General features: G+C 62.1%; 15 protein-coding genes. 6 read left to right on the top strand and 9 right to left on the bottom strand.

Translation table 11 applies throughout. From position 1 onward, the window contains the following. Window positions 1–39 precede the first annotated feature (39 nt). On the bottom strand, window positions 40–354 hold the full coding sequence (locus AC1Z3V_RS11905) for a co-chaperone GroES (RefSeq protein WP_429811497.1): 315 nt from the start codon (window positions 352–354) through the stop codon (window positions 40–42). A 364-nt stretch (window positions 355–718) separates the two neighbouring features. Between AC1Z3V_RS11905 and AC1Z3V_RS11900 the strand changes: the two genes are divergently transcribed. Then, window positions 719–1,180 carry an Hsp20 family protein gene (locus tag AC1Z3V_RS11900; RefSeq protein ID WP_429811495.1) on the top strand — a complete coding sequence of 154 codons (462 nt, stop codon included), beginning with the start codon at window positions 719–721 and terminating at the stop codon, window positions 1,178–1,180. A 93-nt stretch (window positions 1,181–1,273) separates the two neighbouring features. After that, complete coding sequence (locus AC1Z3V_RS11895; RefSeq protein WP_483499100.1) at window positions 1,274–1,780, top strand: Hsp20/alpha crystallin family protein; 507 nt, start codon at window positions 1,274–1,276, stop codon at window positions 1,778–1,780. 474 nt (window positions 1,781–2,254) lie between these two features. On the opposite strand, the gene AC1Z3V_RS11890 is transcribed toward AC1Z3V_RS11895, so the two are convergent. The 5 genes from AC1Z3V_RS11890 to AC1Z3V_RS11870 form a co-directional block, all read right to left on the bottom strand. Further along, entirely contained in the window at window positions 2,255–2,557 is a 303-nt protein-coding gene (locus AC1Z3V_RS11890; RefSeq protein ID WP_429811491.1) for a DUF982 domain-containing protein, read from the bottom strand. A 157-nt stretch (window positions 2,558–2,714) separates the two neighbouring features. Next, window positions 2,715–3,500, bottom strand: coding sequence for an enoyl-ACP reductase FabI (gene fabI, locus AC1Z3V_RS11885; protein WP_483499099.1), 786 nt, complete (start codon window positions 3,498–3,500; stop codon window positions 2,715–2,717). A 17-nt stretch (window positions 3,501–3,517) separates the two neighbouring features. Next, window positions 3,518–4,702 carry an acetate/propionate family kinase gene (locus tag AC1Z3V_RS11880; protein ID WP_483499097.1) on the bottom strand — a complete coding sequence of 395 codons (1,185 nt, stop codon included), beginning with the start codon at window positions 4,700–4,702 and terminating at the stop codon, window positions 3,518–3,520. 2 nt (window positions 4,703–4,704) lie between these two features. Then, a complete protein-coding gene (locus tag AC1Z3V_RS11875) occupies window positions 4,705–5,643 on the bottom strand; it encodes a phosphate acetyltransferase (protein ID WP_483499650.1) in 939 nt (312 codons plus the stop codon). A 37-nt stretch (window positions 5,644–5,680) separates the two neighbouring features. Beyond that, a complete protein-coding gene (locus AC1Z3V_RS11870) occupies window positions 5,681–7,897 on the bottom strand; it encodes a DUF3141 domain-containing protein (protein WP_483499095.1) in 2,217 nt (738 codons plus the stop codon). A 361-nt stretch (window positions 7,898–8,258) separates the two neighbouring features. Between AC1Z3V_RS11870 and htpG the strand changes: the two genes are divergently transcribed. Next, entirely contained in the window at window positions 8,259–10,151 is a 1,893-nt protein-coding gene (htpG, locus tag AC1Z3V_RS11865; protein ID WP_483499093.1) for a molecular chaperone HtpG, read from the top strand. A 92-nt stretch (window positions 10,152–10,243) separates the two neighbouring features. On the opposite strand, the gene AC1Z3V_RS11860 is transcribed toward htpG, so the two are convergent. Together AC1Z3V_RS11860 and AC1Z3V_RS11855 are read right to left on the bottom strand one after the other, a co-directional pair. Beyond that, complete coding sequence (locus AC1Z3V_RS11860) at window positions 10,244–11,428, bottom strand: CaiB/BaiF CoA transferase family protein (protein ID WP_483499091.1); 1,185 nt, start codon at window positions 11,426–11,428, stop codon at window positions 10,244–10,246. Window positions 11,429–11,439: 11 nt separating this feature from the next. Then, entirely contained in the window at window positions 11,440–12,627 is a 1,188-nt protein-coding gene (locus AC1Z3V_RS11855; protein ID WP_483499089.1) for an acyl-CoA dehydrogenase, read from the bottom strand. A 236-nt stretch (window positions 12,628–12,863) separates the two neighbouring features. On the opposite strand from AC1Z3V_RS11855, the gene AC1Z3V_RS11850 reads away from it, so the two are divergent. Both AC1Z3V_RS11850 and AC1Z3V_RS11845 read left to right on the top strand, forming a co-directional pair. Continuing rightward, the gene (locus tag AC1Z3V_RS11850; RefSeq protein ID WP_429811477.1) at window positions 12,864–13,817 is read left to right on the top strand and encodes a LysR family transcriptional regulator; all 954 of its coding nucleotides are present in this window, start codon (window positions 12,864–12,866) and stop codon (window positions 13,815–13,817) included. Between the two features lie 95 nt (window positions 13,818–13,912). Beyond that, the gene (locus AC1Z3V_RS11845; RefSeq protein WP_483499087.1) at window positions 13,913–15,040 is read left to right on the top strand and encodes an NAD(P)/FAD-dependent oxidoreductase; all 1,128 of its coding nucleotides are present in this window, start codon (window positions 13,913–13,915) and stop codon (window positions 15,038–15,040) included. 60 nt (window positions 15,041–15,100) lie between these two features. Here the strand turns inward: AC1Z3V_RS11845 and AC1Z3V_RS11840 are convergent, their stop codons facing one another. Then, window positions 15,101–15,832, bottom strand: a complete 732-nt coding sequence (locus AC1Z3V_RS11840; protein WP_429811473.1) for a GntR family transcriptional regulator — start codon at window positions 15,830–15,832, stop codon at window positions 15,101–15,103. A gap of 252 nt (window positions 15,833–16,084) precedes the next feature. On the opposite strand from AC1Z3V_RS11840, the gene AC1Z3V_RS11835 reads away from it, so the two are divergent. Then, a complete protein-coding gene (locus AC1Z3V_RS11835) occupies window positions 16,085–17,098 on the top strand; it encodes an SIS domain-containing protein (protein ID WP_483499085.1) in 1,014 nt (337 codons plus the stop codon). Window positions 17,099–17,160: the final 62 nt, after the last annotated feature.

The following is a 17,160-nucleotide window of genomic DNA, read 5'->3' as shown; positions in this document are numbered from 1 at the left end:
CTTCCTGAGGCAGCATTCCTTGTCCGGTATAGGGCGGCACTAGGCTGCGTTTCTCGCTGCGGCGTCGACCTCGATTACGCCCATCACGTCGGATTCCTTCATGATCAGGAGATCCTCGCCGTTGAGCTTGATCTCGGTGCCCGACCATTTGCCGAACAGAATGCGGTCGCCCGCCTTCACATCGAGGGGTCGCAGCTGCCCGCTATCATCGCGCGCACCAGGACCGGCGGCAACGACCTCGCCCTCCTGCGGCTTTTCCTTCGCGGTGTCTGGGATGATGATGCCGCCGGCCGTTCTTTCCTCGGCCTCGAGGCGGCGAACCAGGATACGGTCGTGCAAGGGACGGAACATCATGTCGCTCTCCTCATAGACAAAGAGAATTTCGAGAGGTCCTCCGCGCCGCATTCGGAACGAAACCGACGCGGGGAGCCGATGCCTTCGGCACCGCTCGAACATCGATCTGGTTTCTGATTTTTCGAGTTTCAAGAGGGCGGCTCGAATTTTTTAGCACTCGTGCCTATCGAGTGCTAACGCTATGAATTCACAGCGCCATTTTACGCCGATCCCGCTCGACTTGGCTTCACTCCCCTCTTGACGCCGTAAAATGGCATCCCCAAATCATTTTTGTCGACGCCCATGTGGGGTCGGCATGGTCAGGGAGCGCCAAGCTTCTTGGCGTTCCCTCGTAAGTCTATGTTGCTCTACGGAGGATGTAGCTATGAGAACAAACCTCGACTTTACCCCCTTCTACAGGTCAAGCATCGGCTTCGACCGCATGTTCGACCTGCTCGAAAACGCCAGCCTCAACGCTGACAATTGGCCGCCTTACAACATTGTCAAACTCGGCGAAGACGCGTACCGCATCGTCATCGCGGTGGCAGGTTTTGCCGAGGACGAACTGACGATCACCCACGAGGCGAACATGCTCGTGGTCAACGGCGCGAAGTCGGAGGATGAGGAAGTCCAGTACCTGCACCAGGGCCTCGCTGTGAGGCCGTTTGCGCGCCGATTTGAACTCGCCGATCACGTCATCGTCGAGGGGGCAAAGCTCGAAAACGGGCTTCTGGTCATCAATCTCAAGAAGGAAGTCCCTGAGGAGATGAAGCCGCGTCGGATCGCCATCCAGGCCGAGCCGACGAAGCCCGCTTCGAAGCAGATCGAAAGCGACAAGGCAGCCTAGTGTGACGCGCCCTGCTCGATCCTCGGCTGTTGCCGAACAGCCGAGGAAGCAGTTGACAAAAGGAGACAAAGAAACCGAAGAAAGGGTCAAGCCATGAGTGTACGTGATCTGATCCCCTGGAGCCGTGGCAGCAGCCAGGTTCCAAGCGTGTATCGCGGCGATGACATGGATCCATTCCTGTCGCTGCACCGCAATGTCAACCGTCTGTTCGACGAAGTCTTCCGCGGTTTCGGCTCGCCATCGTTGTTCGGTGATACGCCCTTCAATGGCGCGTGGCCGCACGTGGAGATAGAGGAGAATGACAACGAGATCCGCATCACCGCTGAGGTTCCGGGCACCGATCCAGACGCCGTTGAGGTGCTGCTGGAAGACGGTCTGCTTACGCTTCGCGGCGAAAATAAAAGGGAGACCGAGGACAAGGATCGCCGCTTTAGCGAGCGCTACTACGGGCGCTTCGAACGGCGGCTGGCTCTTGGTTGTCAGGTCGATGAGGATAAGGTTACCGCTACCTTCAAGAACGGTCTGCTCACAGTGACTCTTCCGAAGGCCGAAAAGGCGCGAGCCAACGTCAAGCGGATCACGATCGATCGCACCAAATAATACCGCTCGCCGCATACCAGCCGGGTGGAGACGTGCCCGGCTGGTTACGAGCGCGAAGCGACGACGTCGATGCCGTAACCACTTGCTAGAGATAGATAATTCGGTCGTTCCGAGCGAAAGTTCGCGGAGCACGTCGGCAACTGCCCTGGCGGTTGGCATCAACCCGCCACGACTGAATATCGGTCGGGCGGGAGTACACATTTTTCGCCCGTCACGCTCGAAGACCTAGTTGCTGGCTTTGGGAAAAATGCGCTGCACTATCGGCGTATCCACCGCACAGCGAGGGAAGGGCCCCGCTGGGCAGAACCCACTAGGCCTCCAGACAAGTGTGAAGGCAGCCGAAGGCGAACGCTGGCTTAATGGGTCGCCGAGCGGCCTTACGACCTATCAAGCGCGACGGCGAACCGCGCTGGCGCGTCACGGAGCGTATACTCCAAAGGCTGGGGCAGTAAGCGTGCCCCAGCCCGAGCCATTCTAGGCTGGCGAGTGGTGACCGCCGGCGCCGGTCATCGTCCCGAGTTGTTCATCCGCGGCCGTCGACATGCCCGCATCTCGGCAGGCGTCAATGAACGCTTCGCGCGCGATCGCGACTGGCGTCATTCGATTTAGAGCGCGGCGGCACGTTTGAACTGCCCGATTGTATTTTCTGCCTCGATAGATATTCCAGTCCCCTTCGAGGAAATCGAGCACGTCGTTGACAGAAGCGAAGACCTGTCGCGTCCCGTCCTTCATTTGAACGGTAACGGACGTCATCCATACCAATTCCGGGTTGAGCATGATGTCCTCCTTTCGCATTCAACCGGATGAAAAAGAAGTGAAGAAAATATCGGGCCCAAGAGCGCGGATTTCAAGAACTGCCGTATCGCCGCCTTGACGCGGGCATGCACTCCCGTCGAGCCGACTTCCCCGAGAAAACGGGAGGTCACAGCGACGGCTAGTCGACGATGTGGTAGCCGCCGTCGACATAGAGCACCTGGCCCGTAATCAGCCGCGCGGCATCGTGGGCCAGGAAGGCCGTGGCAACGCCGACATCGTCGATGTCGACGAGTTCGCGCGACGGTGACTTGACCTTCGTCTTTTCGAGCAGCGCGTCGAATTCCGGGATACCGGAGGCGGCGCGGGTCGCAAGCGCTCCCGGCGAAATCGCATGGACGCGGATCCCCTTCGGGCCGAGTTCCGATGCAAGGTAGCGGACCGCACTTTCGAGGGCGGCCTTGGCGACGCCCATGATGTTGTAGTTCTCCACCACCACTTGTGAGCCGTGATAGGTCATGGTGAAGAGCGTGCCGCCGTTCTTCATCAGCGGCTCGGCGAGATGGGCCATGCGGATGAAGGACCAGCAGGATATGTCCATAGTCTTCAAGAACCCCTCGCGCGGGACATCAACCACGCGGCCGCCGAGCGCATCCTTCGGTGAAAAGGCGATCGAGTGCACGAGGAAATCGAGTTCTCCCCAGGTCCTGCCGATTTCCTCGAAGACCGCCTCCATCTGACCGGGAACAGCGACGTCGAGCGGCAGGAAAATCGGCGCTTCGATTTCACGCGCCAACGGCTCCACATAGGGCTTTGCCTTGTCGTTCAGATAGGTGACGGCGACTTCCGCTCCGAAGGCGCGAAAGGCGCGGGCGCAGCCCCAGGCGATCGACCGATCATTGGCGATGCCGACGATCAGACCTTTGCGGCCGTCCAGAAGTTTGGCCTTTGCGACAGGAATGGACATGAATTGTCTCCGATGGATCAGGCAGCACGAGTTTTAAGGAGTGCCAGTGTGTGGCGCGCGATCATCAACTCCTCGTCGGTCGGGATGACATAGAGCGCGACGCGGCTTGAAGGCCTAGAAATCAGCGTGGCACCCGCCTCGTTCGCGGCCGGATCGAGTTCGGCGCCGAGCCAGCCGAGGTTCTCCGCGATACGCGCGCGGATCGCGGCGGAGTTCTCACCGACACCCGCCGTGAAGACGAAAGCATCGATGCCGCCGAGCGCAGCCGCAAGCATCCCGACATTGAGGCCGCAGCGATAGAGGAAATGATCGATAGCGAGCTTGGCGTGCGGATCCTCGCTTGCAAGAAGATCGCGCATGTCGTTCGACACGCCGGAGAGCCCCTTGAGGCCTGCCTCATGATAGAGCAGATCCGAAACGGCCTTTGCGCTCATGCCGCGCTGAAGGATCAGATAGAGCACCACGCCCGGATCGAGCTGGCCGGGCCGCGTTCCCATCGGCAAGCCGTCAAGCGCGGTGAAGCCCATGGTGCTCTCGATACTATGTCCGTCGCGCAGGGCACACATCGACGCACCACTGCCGAGATGCGCAACGATGACGCGGCCGCCTGCTACCTGAGGTGCGACGTCGCGCAGGCGCTCCGAGATGTACTCGTAGGAGAGTCCGTGGAAGCCATAGCGCCGGACGCCGTCGTCGTAGAAGCTGCGCGGCATGGCGTAGCAATTCACCGCTTCCGGATGGCCGTGGTGGAAAGCGGTATCGAAGCAGGCGACCTGCGGCACGTCCGGATTGATCGTCATCGCCTGGCGGATCGGCGCCAGGTTGTTCGGCTGGTGCAGCGGCGCGAGGTCCTGGTAGCTCGCCAGGCGTTCGAGCACGGAGGCATCGATCAGCACCGGCTCGGCAAAGTCAGGGCCGCCATGCACCACCCGATGGCCGACTGCACGCAGCGTGAAGCCTTCGAGGGTCAACAGCCAGTCCCGCGCCGCGGCAATGGCCGCCGGCAAGTCACCAATGACGTCGGCTTCATAGCTTCGATCGACGAGCACGGTTCCGTCGGCCGCTTTCGCCTGCAGGCGTGGTCGCGTACCGATGCCGCCGATCTGCCCCTTCACCCGGCGTTCGAGGCCAGCATCCGTGATCCCGAAGACCTGAAACTTCAGGCTTGACGATCCGGCATTGACGACGAGAAGCGCGTCCATGGTCACACCGCCGCGACTTCTGGCGTGCGGCGCCGTGCCGCGTAGAGCGAGGCGACGGCACAGGAAGCGAGACGCGTCCGCACCGAGTCCGCCCGCGAGGTCAGCACGATCGGCACCCGTGCGCCAAGCACGATGCCGGCGGCGTCGGCATGAGACAGGAAGGTGAGGTTCTTCGCCAGCATGTTGCCGGCCTCAAGATCGGGCACCACGAGGATTTGCGCTCGGCCGGCAACAGGGGAAACTATGCCCTTGATTTTCGCGGCCTCCGGATCGATCGCATTGTCGAAGGCAAGCGGGCCCTCGAGAACGCCACCGGTGATCTGGCCGCGCTCCGCCATCTTGCAGAGCGCAGCTGCCTCGATCGTCGAGGGGATCTTCGTCGTCACGGTCTCGACGGCAGAAAGAATGGCGACGCGCGGCTCGCCAAGACCGATCGTCACCCAGAGGTCGATGGCGTTCTGCACGATGTCGCGCTTGGCCTCAAGGTCCGGGAAGATGTTGATGGCGGCATCGGTGATGAAGAGCGTCTCGGCATGGCCCGGCACGTCCATGATGAAGACGTGGCTGATCCTTCGATCGGTCCTGAGGCCGGTCGCGGAGGCCGCGACCTCGCGCATCAACTCGTCCGTATGCAGGCTTCCCTTCATCAGCAGTTCGCCGCGGCCCTCACGGATCATCGCCACCGCCTTCGCCGCCGCCGCATGGCTGTGGGGCACGTCGACGATCTCGTAGCTTCCAAGCTCGAGCCGGTGTTCGGCAGCGACGCTACGGATCTTCGCTTCCGGGCCGACGAGCACGGGCTTGATCAATCCCGTTTCGGCAGCCTCAAGCGGTCCACGCAGCGAGGTCTCGTCGCAAGGGTGTGCGACGATGGTGACCGCCGGCGTTTCCTCTCGCGCGGCGGCAATCAGGCGATCGTATTTGGACTGCTGGAGTGGCATTGCGGCTACCTCGGACACGTCGAAACTCCTTCTTCAATCAGGATGCGGCACGCGTGCGGGCGGGTTTGCCCCCATTGATCGCCACCGGCGGCTCGCTTTCCAACTGGAAAAGCGACGCCACCCGTTGCAGCCGCTCGGCCGCGAGACCAGTCAGCGCACCGGAGGCTTCAAGGACCTCGCGAAGCGCGGTGAAGGCGGCGCGACGCTGCTCGACTGCTTCCGGCAACAACTTCGGCAGCGCCGCAAGGGCAGCGTCCTCGTCAATCAGCAGCATGAAGTATTGCTCGCGCATCACCGCCTTGAATTCGGCAAGGCTCAACTGCTTGGCCGAGGGGTGCGCACGGCGAAGCCTGCGAACGGCCTCAAGTCCGCGTTCGTCCGCACCGCCACGTGCCATGCCGACGAAGATCAACGCCCGGGCAAGCCCCTCACACGTAGCACCGTTCGCCAACTTGGCCCTAAGCTCGGCGATCCGCGCCTCGACGAGCGCTTGATGCAGCAGGCTCTTCTCGGCCTTGCGCGGCGGCTGGTTCGAATTTCTGTCGATCCCGAGTGCCGCCTGCAGGGTCGGCGATCCGTAGATGGCGTGGAAACTCTGCTCCGAAAGATATTCGGCTGTCCGCCGCCAGGCGTCGAGCCCGTCCACGATCTGGTGCGACAGGGCCTCCTGCCAGGCGATGAACGGATTGCCTGCGTCCGCCGGTTCGCGGTTTTCGCGAACAAGGTCGGCAAGCGCTGAAGTCCAGGCCATAAAGGGATTGTCCGGCCCGAACAGCGCATATTGCAGCCGCAACGGATGCATGTTCCGTATCGCCTCTGCGACCGGTGGCGTCGCTGCCGCCTTGACCATCGGCTGCAGATAGGTGCGGTAGAGCGCCAGATTGACTTCCGAAAGTTTCGCGGCGGCGGCGAAACGACGCTCGTCCTCGATGTCGTTGCCGCCAAGGGCACGGATGTCGTCGAGCGTTCGCGCCTCGCAGCGCATCAGCCATTCACCGGAAACGAGGTCCCTGCCCTCCGCGACATCGCCCGCCGGCGTCAGCACCGCTTCGTATAGGCCGGGGGGCAGCACGTCGATGAAATCGATGTTGGAGGCAAATTCGTCATGTTCCTTCCGGGCGACGCCGGCGGACACGAAGATGCCGAGATGCCCGACTGTCTCGTGAACGGTATAGACGATCGTCTGGCCGTAGGCGCGGATCTCGTCGACGCTGTCGTAGAGGTCGAGGATCCAGCCGAGCGCCTGTTGCGGCGGGGTGATGTTGTCTCCCTTGGAGCAGAACACGACGATTGGCGAGCGGACGTTGCGAAGGTCGATCGCAGTGCCGTCCGACGTCCGGATTTCGCCGGCGGCAAGCTTGTTGCCGACGAAGAGTTCATCGACGATGAACTGCATCTCCTCGGCATTCAGCGTCACGTGCCCACCCCACCAGCGCTCGAAGCCGAGGTAGCGGGCGGCCTCCGTGTCGATCTTCGAATAGAGATTGTATTGCTTGGTCCAAAGCGTATTGGCCGGGTTCTGGTTCTCGAAATTCTGCACCAGCCAGGCCCCGTCGAAGACACCGGCGCCAAGATCTCCAGTCAGTGCCGTCAGCCAGCTTCCCCCCAAAAGCCCGCCGGAATAGCGCATCGGGTTCTGCCCTTTGACGCCGGCCCAGTAGGAGAGTGGCGCGCCGGCAATGATGATCGGGCCGAAGAGCTCCGGCCTCAGCGCGGCGACCATCATCACGGCCCAACCCGCCTGGCAATTGCCGATCACACAGGGCTTGCCGTCCGCCTCCGGATGGCGAGCGATCACGGTTTCGAGGAAATGGGCTTCGGCAAGAACGATATCCTCGATCGTCTGCCCAGGAACGGGATCGGGAAGAAAGCCGATGAAATAGCAGGGATGGCCCGCCTTCATCGCCACGCCGATCTCGCTGTCCGCCTTGAAACCGCCGATCCCCGGGCCATGACCGGCACGGGGATCGACAACGACGAAGGGGCGCTTCGACGGATCGATCACGACGCCGTCGGGCGCGACGATGCTGACCAACGCATAATTTACCGGCTGCGCGAGGCTGCGTCCGTCGCGAACGAGCCGGGCCTCGAACTCCAGCACGTTCGGCGCCGTCTGCGTCCTGTGCTCCTCGTATTGCGCACCGCGCTGCCGCATCACGTCAAGAAAGAGGATCGAGCGCTGCCAGGCATCGAGCGAATAGGAATAGGCATCGGCAAACGTCGGTAATGTCGGGATCGTGGGATGCTTGGGCATGATGTCCACTCCTCGGTGCGATTGAAGGCCAGCCCCGTTCCAAGGCCAATAGAACAACGCAATTGGTCTCGCATTGACCTTAGTCAAAGAGACAGGCGGCATGGCCGCAATATGAACTCGACATAGATGACCCGAGAACGTCTAACCGGGCTGCAGCAGCATATCAGTGGAGTATTACGGCAATTTGTCGCCGTAGCGATTTTCCCGCCCTAAACCCATCGAGGACGCATGCGCATCGCCAACCTTTGGCGTTTCTTCGCAGTGCAGCATTATACAGAAAACGGTACCACGCAAGACGGCCCTTGAAATTCGGGACGGAGCTTGCCAATTGGGGCGAAAACCACAAGGAGTTGCCAAGGCAATGAGCGAAACCGAAATGTCCGTAGAGAAACATGTCTTCGAAGCCGATGTGGCACGACTGCTCCATTTGATGGTGCATTCGGTCTATTCCGACAAGAACGTCTTCCTCCGCGAACTGATTTCGAACGCAGCGGATGCCTGTGAGAAACTGCGCTATGAAGCGATCGTCTCGCCCGAGCTGCTTTCCGGCGGCGATCCGACCCCACGCATCACCCTGACGCTCGACGAAGCAAACAGCCGCCTTGTCGTCGAAGACAATGGCATCGGCATGAGCCGCGATGAGCTCGTCGAAGCGCTCGGCACGATTGCTCGCTCCGGCACCCGCGCCTTCATGGAACGCATCGAGGCCGCGCAGGGCAAGGAAGGCGCACAGCTTATCGGTCAGTTCGGTGTCGGCTTCTACTCCGCCTTCATGGTCGCCGATAAGGTCGACGTCGTGTCGCGCCGCGCAGGTTCTGAACACGCCTGGCTGTGGTCCTCCGACGGCAAGGGCAGCTACACCGTTTCTGCAGCCGAACTTGCGGACGCTCCGGCGCGCGGCACGCGCATCACGCTCCATCTGATGGACGATGCCAAGACCTATACGTCGCGCTGGACGGTCGAGCGCATCGTCAAGGATCAATCAGGCCACGTACCGGTGCCGATCTCCATACTGGAAAAACCCGGCGCGGAACCCGTTCAGGTCGGCGACGGCACGGCGCTCTGGACCAAGCAGAAGAGCGAGATCAGCAAGGAAGACTATGCGGACTTCTACCGCGGCGTTGCCGGGCAGTATGACGACCCTGCCCTGACGGTACACTTCCGCGCCGAAGGCCGGCATGAATATACGGCCCTTGCCTTCGTGCCGGGCTCGAAGCCCTTCGACCTCTTCGATCCGGATCGCAAGGGAAGGATGAAGCTCTACGTCAAGCGCGTTTTCATCACCGACGAGGCGGAATTGCTGCCACGCTACCTGCGTTTCGTGCGCGGCCTCGTCGACACCTCGGATCTGCCTTTGAACGTCTCGCGCGAAATGATCCAGGAAAGCCCGCTGCTCGCAAGCATCCGCAAGGGCGTCACCAACCGCGTGCTGACTGCGATCGAGAAGCTGGCGGAGAGCGAGCCAGAGACCTTCGACAAGGTTTGGGAAAACTTCGGCAGCGTGCTGAAGGAAGGCATCTACGAGGATTACGAGCGCCGCGAACAACTGGTCGCGCTGTCACGCTTCCGGACCACCACCTCGGACGAAGGCCGGCGCAGTCTCGCCGACTACGTCAAGGACATGAAGGAAGGCCAGTCGGCAATCTATTATCTGACGGGCGACAATCTCGGCCAGCTCAAGGCCTCACCGCAGCTCGAGGGCTTTCGCGCTCGCGGCATCGAGGTCCTGCTTTTGACTGATCCGGTCGACAGCTTCTGGGTGACGTCCGCCCCCGACTTCGAAGGCAAGCCCTGGAAGTCAATCACCCAAGGCGCTGCCGATCTCAGCCATATCGCCAAGCCCGAAGGCGGCAAGGAAGAAACGCCGAAGGCCAGCCAGTTGGTCATCGACTTCGTCGCCTTCGCCAAGGAAACGCTCGGCGCGGCCGTCTCCGACGTCCGCACGTCCGACCGTCTGACGGAAAGCGCCGTCTGCCTGGTCGCGCCGGAGCACGGCCCCGATCGCCAGCTCGAAAAGATGCTTCAGGGCGCCGGCCGTCTCGAAGACACGGCCAAGCCGATCCTCGAAGTCAATCCGAACCATGCGCTGATCACAGCGATGGCCGCAAGCCCAGCCGGTGATACCGCGTTCCGGACGGATGCGGTTCAGCTCCTGCTCGACCAGGCGCGCGTGCTCGACGGCGACAAGCCGCAGGATCCGCGGGCCTTTGCCGAACGGCTGTCGCGCGTCTTCGATCGCGCCCTCAAAGCCTAAAACAAAGCCCCGGAAATCTCCGTGATTTCCGGGGCTTTTTGCCGTTTCCTTCAGCAGCGCCTTAACTTGCGCCTTTGACGCCTTACGTAGCGTTAGTTCGCCTTCGCGACTTGCATCCCAATCTCCGCCAGGACCTCGTCGGTGTGTTCTCCTAGCCGCGGCACGCCGCGCTCAAGCGCAAGTTCGGCACCGGAAAAGCGGATCGGAGTCCTGACGCCCGGTGATGTGCCGGCAGCAGCGCCCGAGTGCGGCGTATCCACTCGCATCTGCCGATGCGCGATCTGCGGATCGGCAAAGACATCGGCAACGGTGTTGATCGGCCCGCCGGGCACGCCGGCATCTTCCAGCATCTTCAACAGCGTGTCGCGTTCGATCTTTGCGGTCTCCGCGGCCAGCTCCGGGGTCAGCGTGTCGCGGTTTTGCACCCTGAGCGCGTTGGTCAGATAACGTTCGTCTGTCGCCAGGTCGGGACGCCCGAGCAATGCGCAGAACTTCACGAACTGCCGGTCGTTGCCGACAGCGACGATCAGGTGACCATCGGAGGTCGGAAAGACCTGATAGGGCGCTATGTTCGGGTGCGCATTGCCGAGCCGGCGCGGCGCCTTGCCGGAGACCAGGAAGTTGAGCGCCTGGTTGGCAAGCACACCGGTCATGCAGTCGAGCAGTGCCATGTCGATCTGCTGCCCCTCGCCGGTGCGTTCGCGTTGGGCAAGGGCCGCCTGCACGGCGATCACGCCGTAGAGTCCGGTGAAAATATCGGCGAAGGCGACGCCGATCTTCTGCGGCTCGCGATCCGGTTCGCCGGTCAGGTCCATGATGCCGCTCATGCCCTGGACGATATAATCGTAGCCGGCACGGTGGGCATAGGGACCATCCTGGCCGAAGCCGGTGACCGAGCAATATATCAGCCGCGGATTGATCTTCCTCAGGCTCTCGTAATCGAGCCCATATTTGGCGAGCCCGCCGACCTTGAAGTTTTCGAGCAGAACATCCGACTGCGCCGCCAGCCGGCGCACCGCCTCCTGCCCCTCCTCGGTCGTGAAGTCGAGCACCACCGAGCGCTTGCCGCGGTTGCAGGCGTGAAAGTAGGCGGCGTCGAGCTTCTCGCCATCTTCGCCCGCGACAAAGGGCGGGCCCCAGGTGCGGGTGTCGTCACCCGCCGGGCTTTCAACCTTGATGACGTCGGCACCGAGATCGGCCAGCGTCTGGCCGATCCAGGGGCCCGCGAGGATGCGGGCCAGTTCCAGGACACGAATGCCTTTCAGCGGCGCTTCCATGATCGTGCCGCTCAGAAGAAGGCCTGGAGGCCGGTCTGGGCGCGACCGAGGATCAGCGCATGAACATCATGCGTGCCCTCATAGGTGTTGACGGTCTCGAGGTTCACCATGTGGCGCATGACCTGGTATTCCTCGGAGATGCCGTTGCCGCCGTGCATGTCGCGCGCCATGCGGGCGATATCGAGCGCCTTGCCGCAATTGTTGCGTTTGACGATCGAGATCATCTCCGGGGCCATGCGGCCTTCGTCCATCAGCCGACCGACACGGAGCGATCCCTGCAGGCCGAGCGTGATCTCGGTCTGCATGTCGGCAAGCTTCTTCTGGAAGAGCTGCGTCTGTGCCAGTGGACGGTTGAACTGCTTGCGGTCGAGGCCGTACTGGCGCGCGGCATGCCAGCAGAATTCAGCGGCGCCGAGCGCGCCCCAGGAAATGCCGTAGCGAGCACGGTTGAGGCAGCCGAACGGACCCTTGAGGCCCTCGACATTCGGCAGCAGCGCCTCTTCGCCGACCTCGACATTGTCCATGACGATTTCGCCGGTGATCGAAGCGCGCAGCGACAGCTTGCCGGCGATCCTCGGGGCGGAAAGACCCTTCATGCCCTTTTCGAGCACGAAGCCGCGGATGGCACCGCCATGGGCTTCCGACTTCGCCCAGACGACGAAGACATCGGCGAGCGGCGCGTTGGAGATCCACATCTTCGAGCCGACGAGACGGTAGCCGCTCTCCGTCTTGATGGCGCGGGTCTTCATACCGGCCGGATCCGAACCGGCATCCGGCTCGGTCAGGCCGAAGCAGCCGATCCACTCGCCGCTGATCAGCTTCGGCAGGTACTTCTGCTTCTGCTCTTCGGAGCCGTAGGCATAGATCGGATAGATCACCAGCGAAGATTGTACGCTCATCATCGAGCGGTAGCCGCTGTCGACGCGTTCGACTTCGCGAGCAACGAGGCCGTAGGCGACGTAGGAAGCGCCGACGCCGCCATAGGTGTCAGAGACGGTGACGCCGAGCAAGCCGAGCTCGCCCATTTCGCGGAAGATCTCCGGGTCGGTCAATTCTTCGCGGTAGGCGTCGATGATGCGCGGCTGCAGCCGGTCCTGCGCATAGGCCCGCGCGGTGTCGCGGATCATACGCTCGTCCTCGGTCAACTGATCTTCGAGGAGGAACGGATCATCCCATTGAAATTGCGTCTTGCCGGCCATGTGTCTCTCCCATCGGATTATTCGGCTGATGTTATCGCAAGGGGTGCAGGCCGTTTCAAACGAAATTGAGGCACCGCCTCATGCGTCCGGGGAATGGCCCCTGCTCCGACCCGGGACACGCGCCCCGTGTTGCAAAATCGCTGAAATATGACGACAAGAACTGAAGTCCTTCGGGCCGCCAATCCTCGCTGCCGAGCGGCCCAGTCAACGCAAGAGACCAAAAGCAAGCCACGACCATGGCCAACGACCGCCTCGAACGCTTCGCCCACAATCTCGACTGGAATCTGCTGCGCACCTTCGTCGTGCTTGTCGAGGAAGGCAGCATTACCGCAGCGGCAAACCGGCTGCTTCTGCAGCAGCCGGCCGTCAGCATGGCGCTGAAGCGGCTGGAGCAAACGGTCGGCCAGAAACTCATCGACCGGCGTCCCGGGCGCTTCAACCTGACAGATGCCGGCGCCCGCCTGCATGCCCAGTGCCGCGACATCTTCGCAGCCGTCATCCGGCTGCCGAACGTTCTGGAAACCGCCGGCGAGGAAATCACCGGCCACCTCAACATCCATTCTGTCAGTCACGCCCACAATCCTGCCTGGGACCGCAAGCTCGAAAGCTTCTTCCGGCTGCACCCGAAAGTGACGCTGTCGGTCACCATCGCGACAACTGTCGACGTGCTGAGCGCGGTCGAGCGCAACGTTGCGACCATGGGCCTTTGCGACGGTAACATACCCGAATGGCTCAACAAGCGCTTCCATGTGCGCGAGCGCTATGCCCTCTATTGCGGGCGAAGTCATCCGCTGTTCGGCGTCGAGGGCATCGACTTCAACGACCTCAGGGGCAATCCCTATATCGCTTTCATCGCCGACGTGCTGGGCGGCCAACACATGAACTCGGTGACGGCGGTGCGTGCAATCGGCTCATTCGGTCAGCAGGTCCGCGCCGTTTCCTGCAATGTCGAAGAGGTCATGCGGCTGATCGCCTCCAATGTCGGCATCGGCATGTTGCCCGATCACCTGGCGGCGGCGGCCGCCGCGAAGGGCCAGCTTTGGCAGTTGCCGCCCTACACCGACCTGCCGACGACCGATGTCTTCCGCATCTCCAACCCCAACGCGATCCTCAATCCGGCTGAAACTGCGTTTCTGGCCCATGTCGCCGACACCGAGCCACTCGACCACTGCCTCGATGAGATCGTCTGACCATTATCAGAATTGATAGCCACCTTTCCGGTTATAAATTTGAACGCGGATGGCAGCTTGCCTATGGTCCCGCCAACAACCAACGGAGGCGGGACATGCGCGAATACGATGTGGCAATCATTGGCGGCGGCATCGCCGGGCTGTCGCTCGCCTATTTCCTGGCGCCACATCGCTCCGTCGCGGTGATCGAGCGGGAGGATGGGCTCGGCTACCACAGCACCGGTCGCTCGGCAGCAGAGTTCGTGCTGCGCTACAACGCGCCCGAGGTCTGTGCGCTCGCGACCATATCCAAGTCCTTTTTCGACAATCCGCCTGAAGGATTCTCAGAGGTGGCGCTGCTCAAGCAACGCGGCGGCGTCACGATCGCCAATGCCGAGAAGGCTGAGCGCTTCGAGGAGGTCCTCCTGGCGGAACACCGCGCCAATCCTGAAATCCGGAGACTGACCGTCGACGAGGTGATCGCGCGCGTGCCGATCCTCCGGCGGGACTATGTTGCCGCTGCCTATTACGATCCGCATTTCTGGGACATCGAGGTGGAAAACCTTGTGCAAGGCTATGTCCGGGGCGCGCGCCGCCAGGGTGCGGCGGTCATCGAACGCTCGGACGTGCTGGCACCGCGCCGGGACGGCGACCGCTGGGTGCTGACGACGAGTGCCGGCGATCTCAGCGCACAGACGATCGTCAACGCCGCTGGCGGCTGGGCCGATCCGGTTGCCAACCTGTTCGGCGTCTCCCCCGTTGGCATCGTGCCGCATCGCCGCACGGCGATCACCGTCGATCTTCCCGAAGGGATCGACGCGCTCACCTTACCGGAAATCAACGAGATCGATGAAGACTTCTACATGAAGCCCGAGGGCGGGCGGCTGCTCGCCTCGCCAGCCGACGCCACCCCTTGCGAGCCGGCCGACGTCCAGCCCGAGGAAATCGATGTCGCCTGGGCGGCACATTATATCGAAGAGGCAACGACCGTCCCGGTTCGGCGCATCTTCAAGAGCTGGGCCGGCATGCGCAGCTTCTCACCCGACAAACTGCCGGTCATCGGTTTTGCCCGCGACCGGCCGGATTTCTTCTGGCTCGCCGGCCAGGGCGGCTATGGCATCTTGACCTCGCCCGCGCTTGGCGCCCTTGCCGCGAATCTCGTCATCGGCGCCGCAGCGCCGGGAGGCTTTGACGCCGTCGGCCTCAACCCATCGAAATTCAGCCCCGCACGCTTCGAGAAGTAACGGGATCGGTTTGTCGTCGGTCACGAGCCGATCGTCAGCAACCGCCAACGGCCGGCCGGATCACTTGCGCGCCAGGCTAAAGGAAAAATGGCTGCCGCGGTGATAGTCGAGCGCGTAGACCACCGGCAAGCCTGCCGCATTGAAACAGGTCTCGCGGATGAGCAGCGCCGGCCCGAAGTCGCGCAAATCATTGCGCTCCACCACATCGTCGGGAAGCATGACGGCAGAGACGATCGCAGCCGACATCCGGGGCCTGCTCCTGTGCTGATCCAAAAGATCGAGCAGTGAACCGGTCCAATCGACATCATAGAGGCGCAACGGGATGATGCTGCGTGGGATAAAGTCGACGCAATAGAGGATCGGCTCGTCCTTGTGCAGCCGCAGCCGTTCGAGGCGGATCACTCGCTCGCCTGGCTGGAGCCGCAACTGCTCCGCCGTGATCGCATCAGGTGTTTCTTCCGCTACGGAGAGAACCTTGTTGGCCGTGGCGTAGCCATAGTGTCGGGCCATGTCCGTGACGCTTTCGAAGACGGTGATCGGGCGATCGACCTGAACAGCGGACATGGCCGAGACGAAGCGTCCCCGCCCGTGCTCGACATAGATGATGCTGTCCTGCTCGAGCAGCTTCAGCGCTTCGCGCAGCGCCGGACGCGAGATCTTGAAGCGCTGCGTCAACTGCGCCTCGGTCGGCAATTTGTCACCGGGATTAAGCCCTTCATCGCGAATCAGATCCGCGATGCGGTCGCGAAGCTGAATGACCAGTGTGCGCGTATCACGAAGGGGTTCGTCCAATTCCTCTCACTCCGCTGAACAATCACAAAGATGTTCTTGTCTGACAAATCCGGGAAGGTCAAGTCTGCCCCGGACCGCCCAGATTTTCGGCGCTTCTCCGCCAGCCTCACGATGCTTAGCGGCGCTGGCAAGATTTCGCCGGAGGACATCTCTCTTGACTCCGCTTCGCATTGTTGTCAGTTGTCTTACAACGATGCAGAGAACGGCGGACACCAAGACCGCCGGCCGAAGCAACCACCGGGAAAGCGTGTCATGCTGAACTTTGACGAACAGAGATTTCTTCGCATCCAGTCGGGCGCGGTCGCGCTGCGCCAACAACTAGACGCCACGATCGCGGCCTGTCTCGCCGCCGGCGCGGAGAACATCTTCTTCATGGGGACGGGCGGCGCCGCCATCCTGATGCAGCCGGCCGCCCAGCTTCTTCAACGCCGGTCCCGCTTCCCCACCTTTATCGACCTGCCGGCAGAGCTCGTCCTTTCCGGATCGGCGAACTTCAATTCCAGGTCCATCGTCGTCATTCCCTCCCTCTCCGGAACGACGAAAGAAAGCGTGGCGCTGCTTGAGAAGGCAAAGGCGGTTGGCGCGACCGTCTTGACGCTCGTCGGACACCGGGACACGCCACTCGGCCAAGGCGGCGACCACGTCTTCGTCAACTTCGCCGAAGACGACACCTCCTGCGAATCCTTCTATCTGCAGTCGCTCTTCATCGCACTTTCGATCATGCGCCACCGCGGGGAGCTCAAAGATTACGCGCGGATCGTGGGCGAACTCGAAACCCTGCCGCAATCGCTGCTGGAGGTGAAGCGCGGCTTCGAAGCCAGGGCAGAGGAATTCGCGAAGGTTCTTGCCGGTTCGAACTATCACATCATCACCGGCGCCGGTAACGCGTGGCCGGAGGCCTTCTACTACGGCATGTGCATTCTCGAAGAGATGCAATGGATCCGTACCCGGCCGGTGCATGCCTCCGACTTCTTCCATGGAACGCTCGAACTGGTGGAACAGGACGTCAGCGTCATCCTGTTCAAGGGCGAAGATGCGATGCGCCCCCTGGCCGAGCGCGTTCAGAACTTCGTGCCGAACTACACAAGCAAGCTGACCGTCCTCGACACCGCGGAGTTTACCCTCCCCGGGCTTTCTCCGGACGTGCGCGGTCTCGTCTCACCGATCGTGCTTGCAACCGTGCTCGAGCGCATCAGCGCTCATCTGGAGGTGATGCGCAATCACCCTCTGACGACGCGGCGTTACTACAAGCGCGTTGCCTACTGAGCATTCGAGACGTAATCGTTCGCCTACAGCGCCGCGCGTCTTATCAGACGCGCAAAGGTCGC

It is taken from the genome of Ensifer sp. 38_S197, assembly GCF_056924495.1.
The sequence above is the reverse complement of the archived record's forward strand: the minus strand, read 5'-3'. Positions and strand labels throughout refer to the sequence as shown.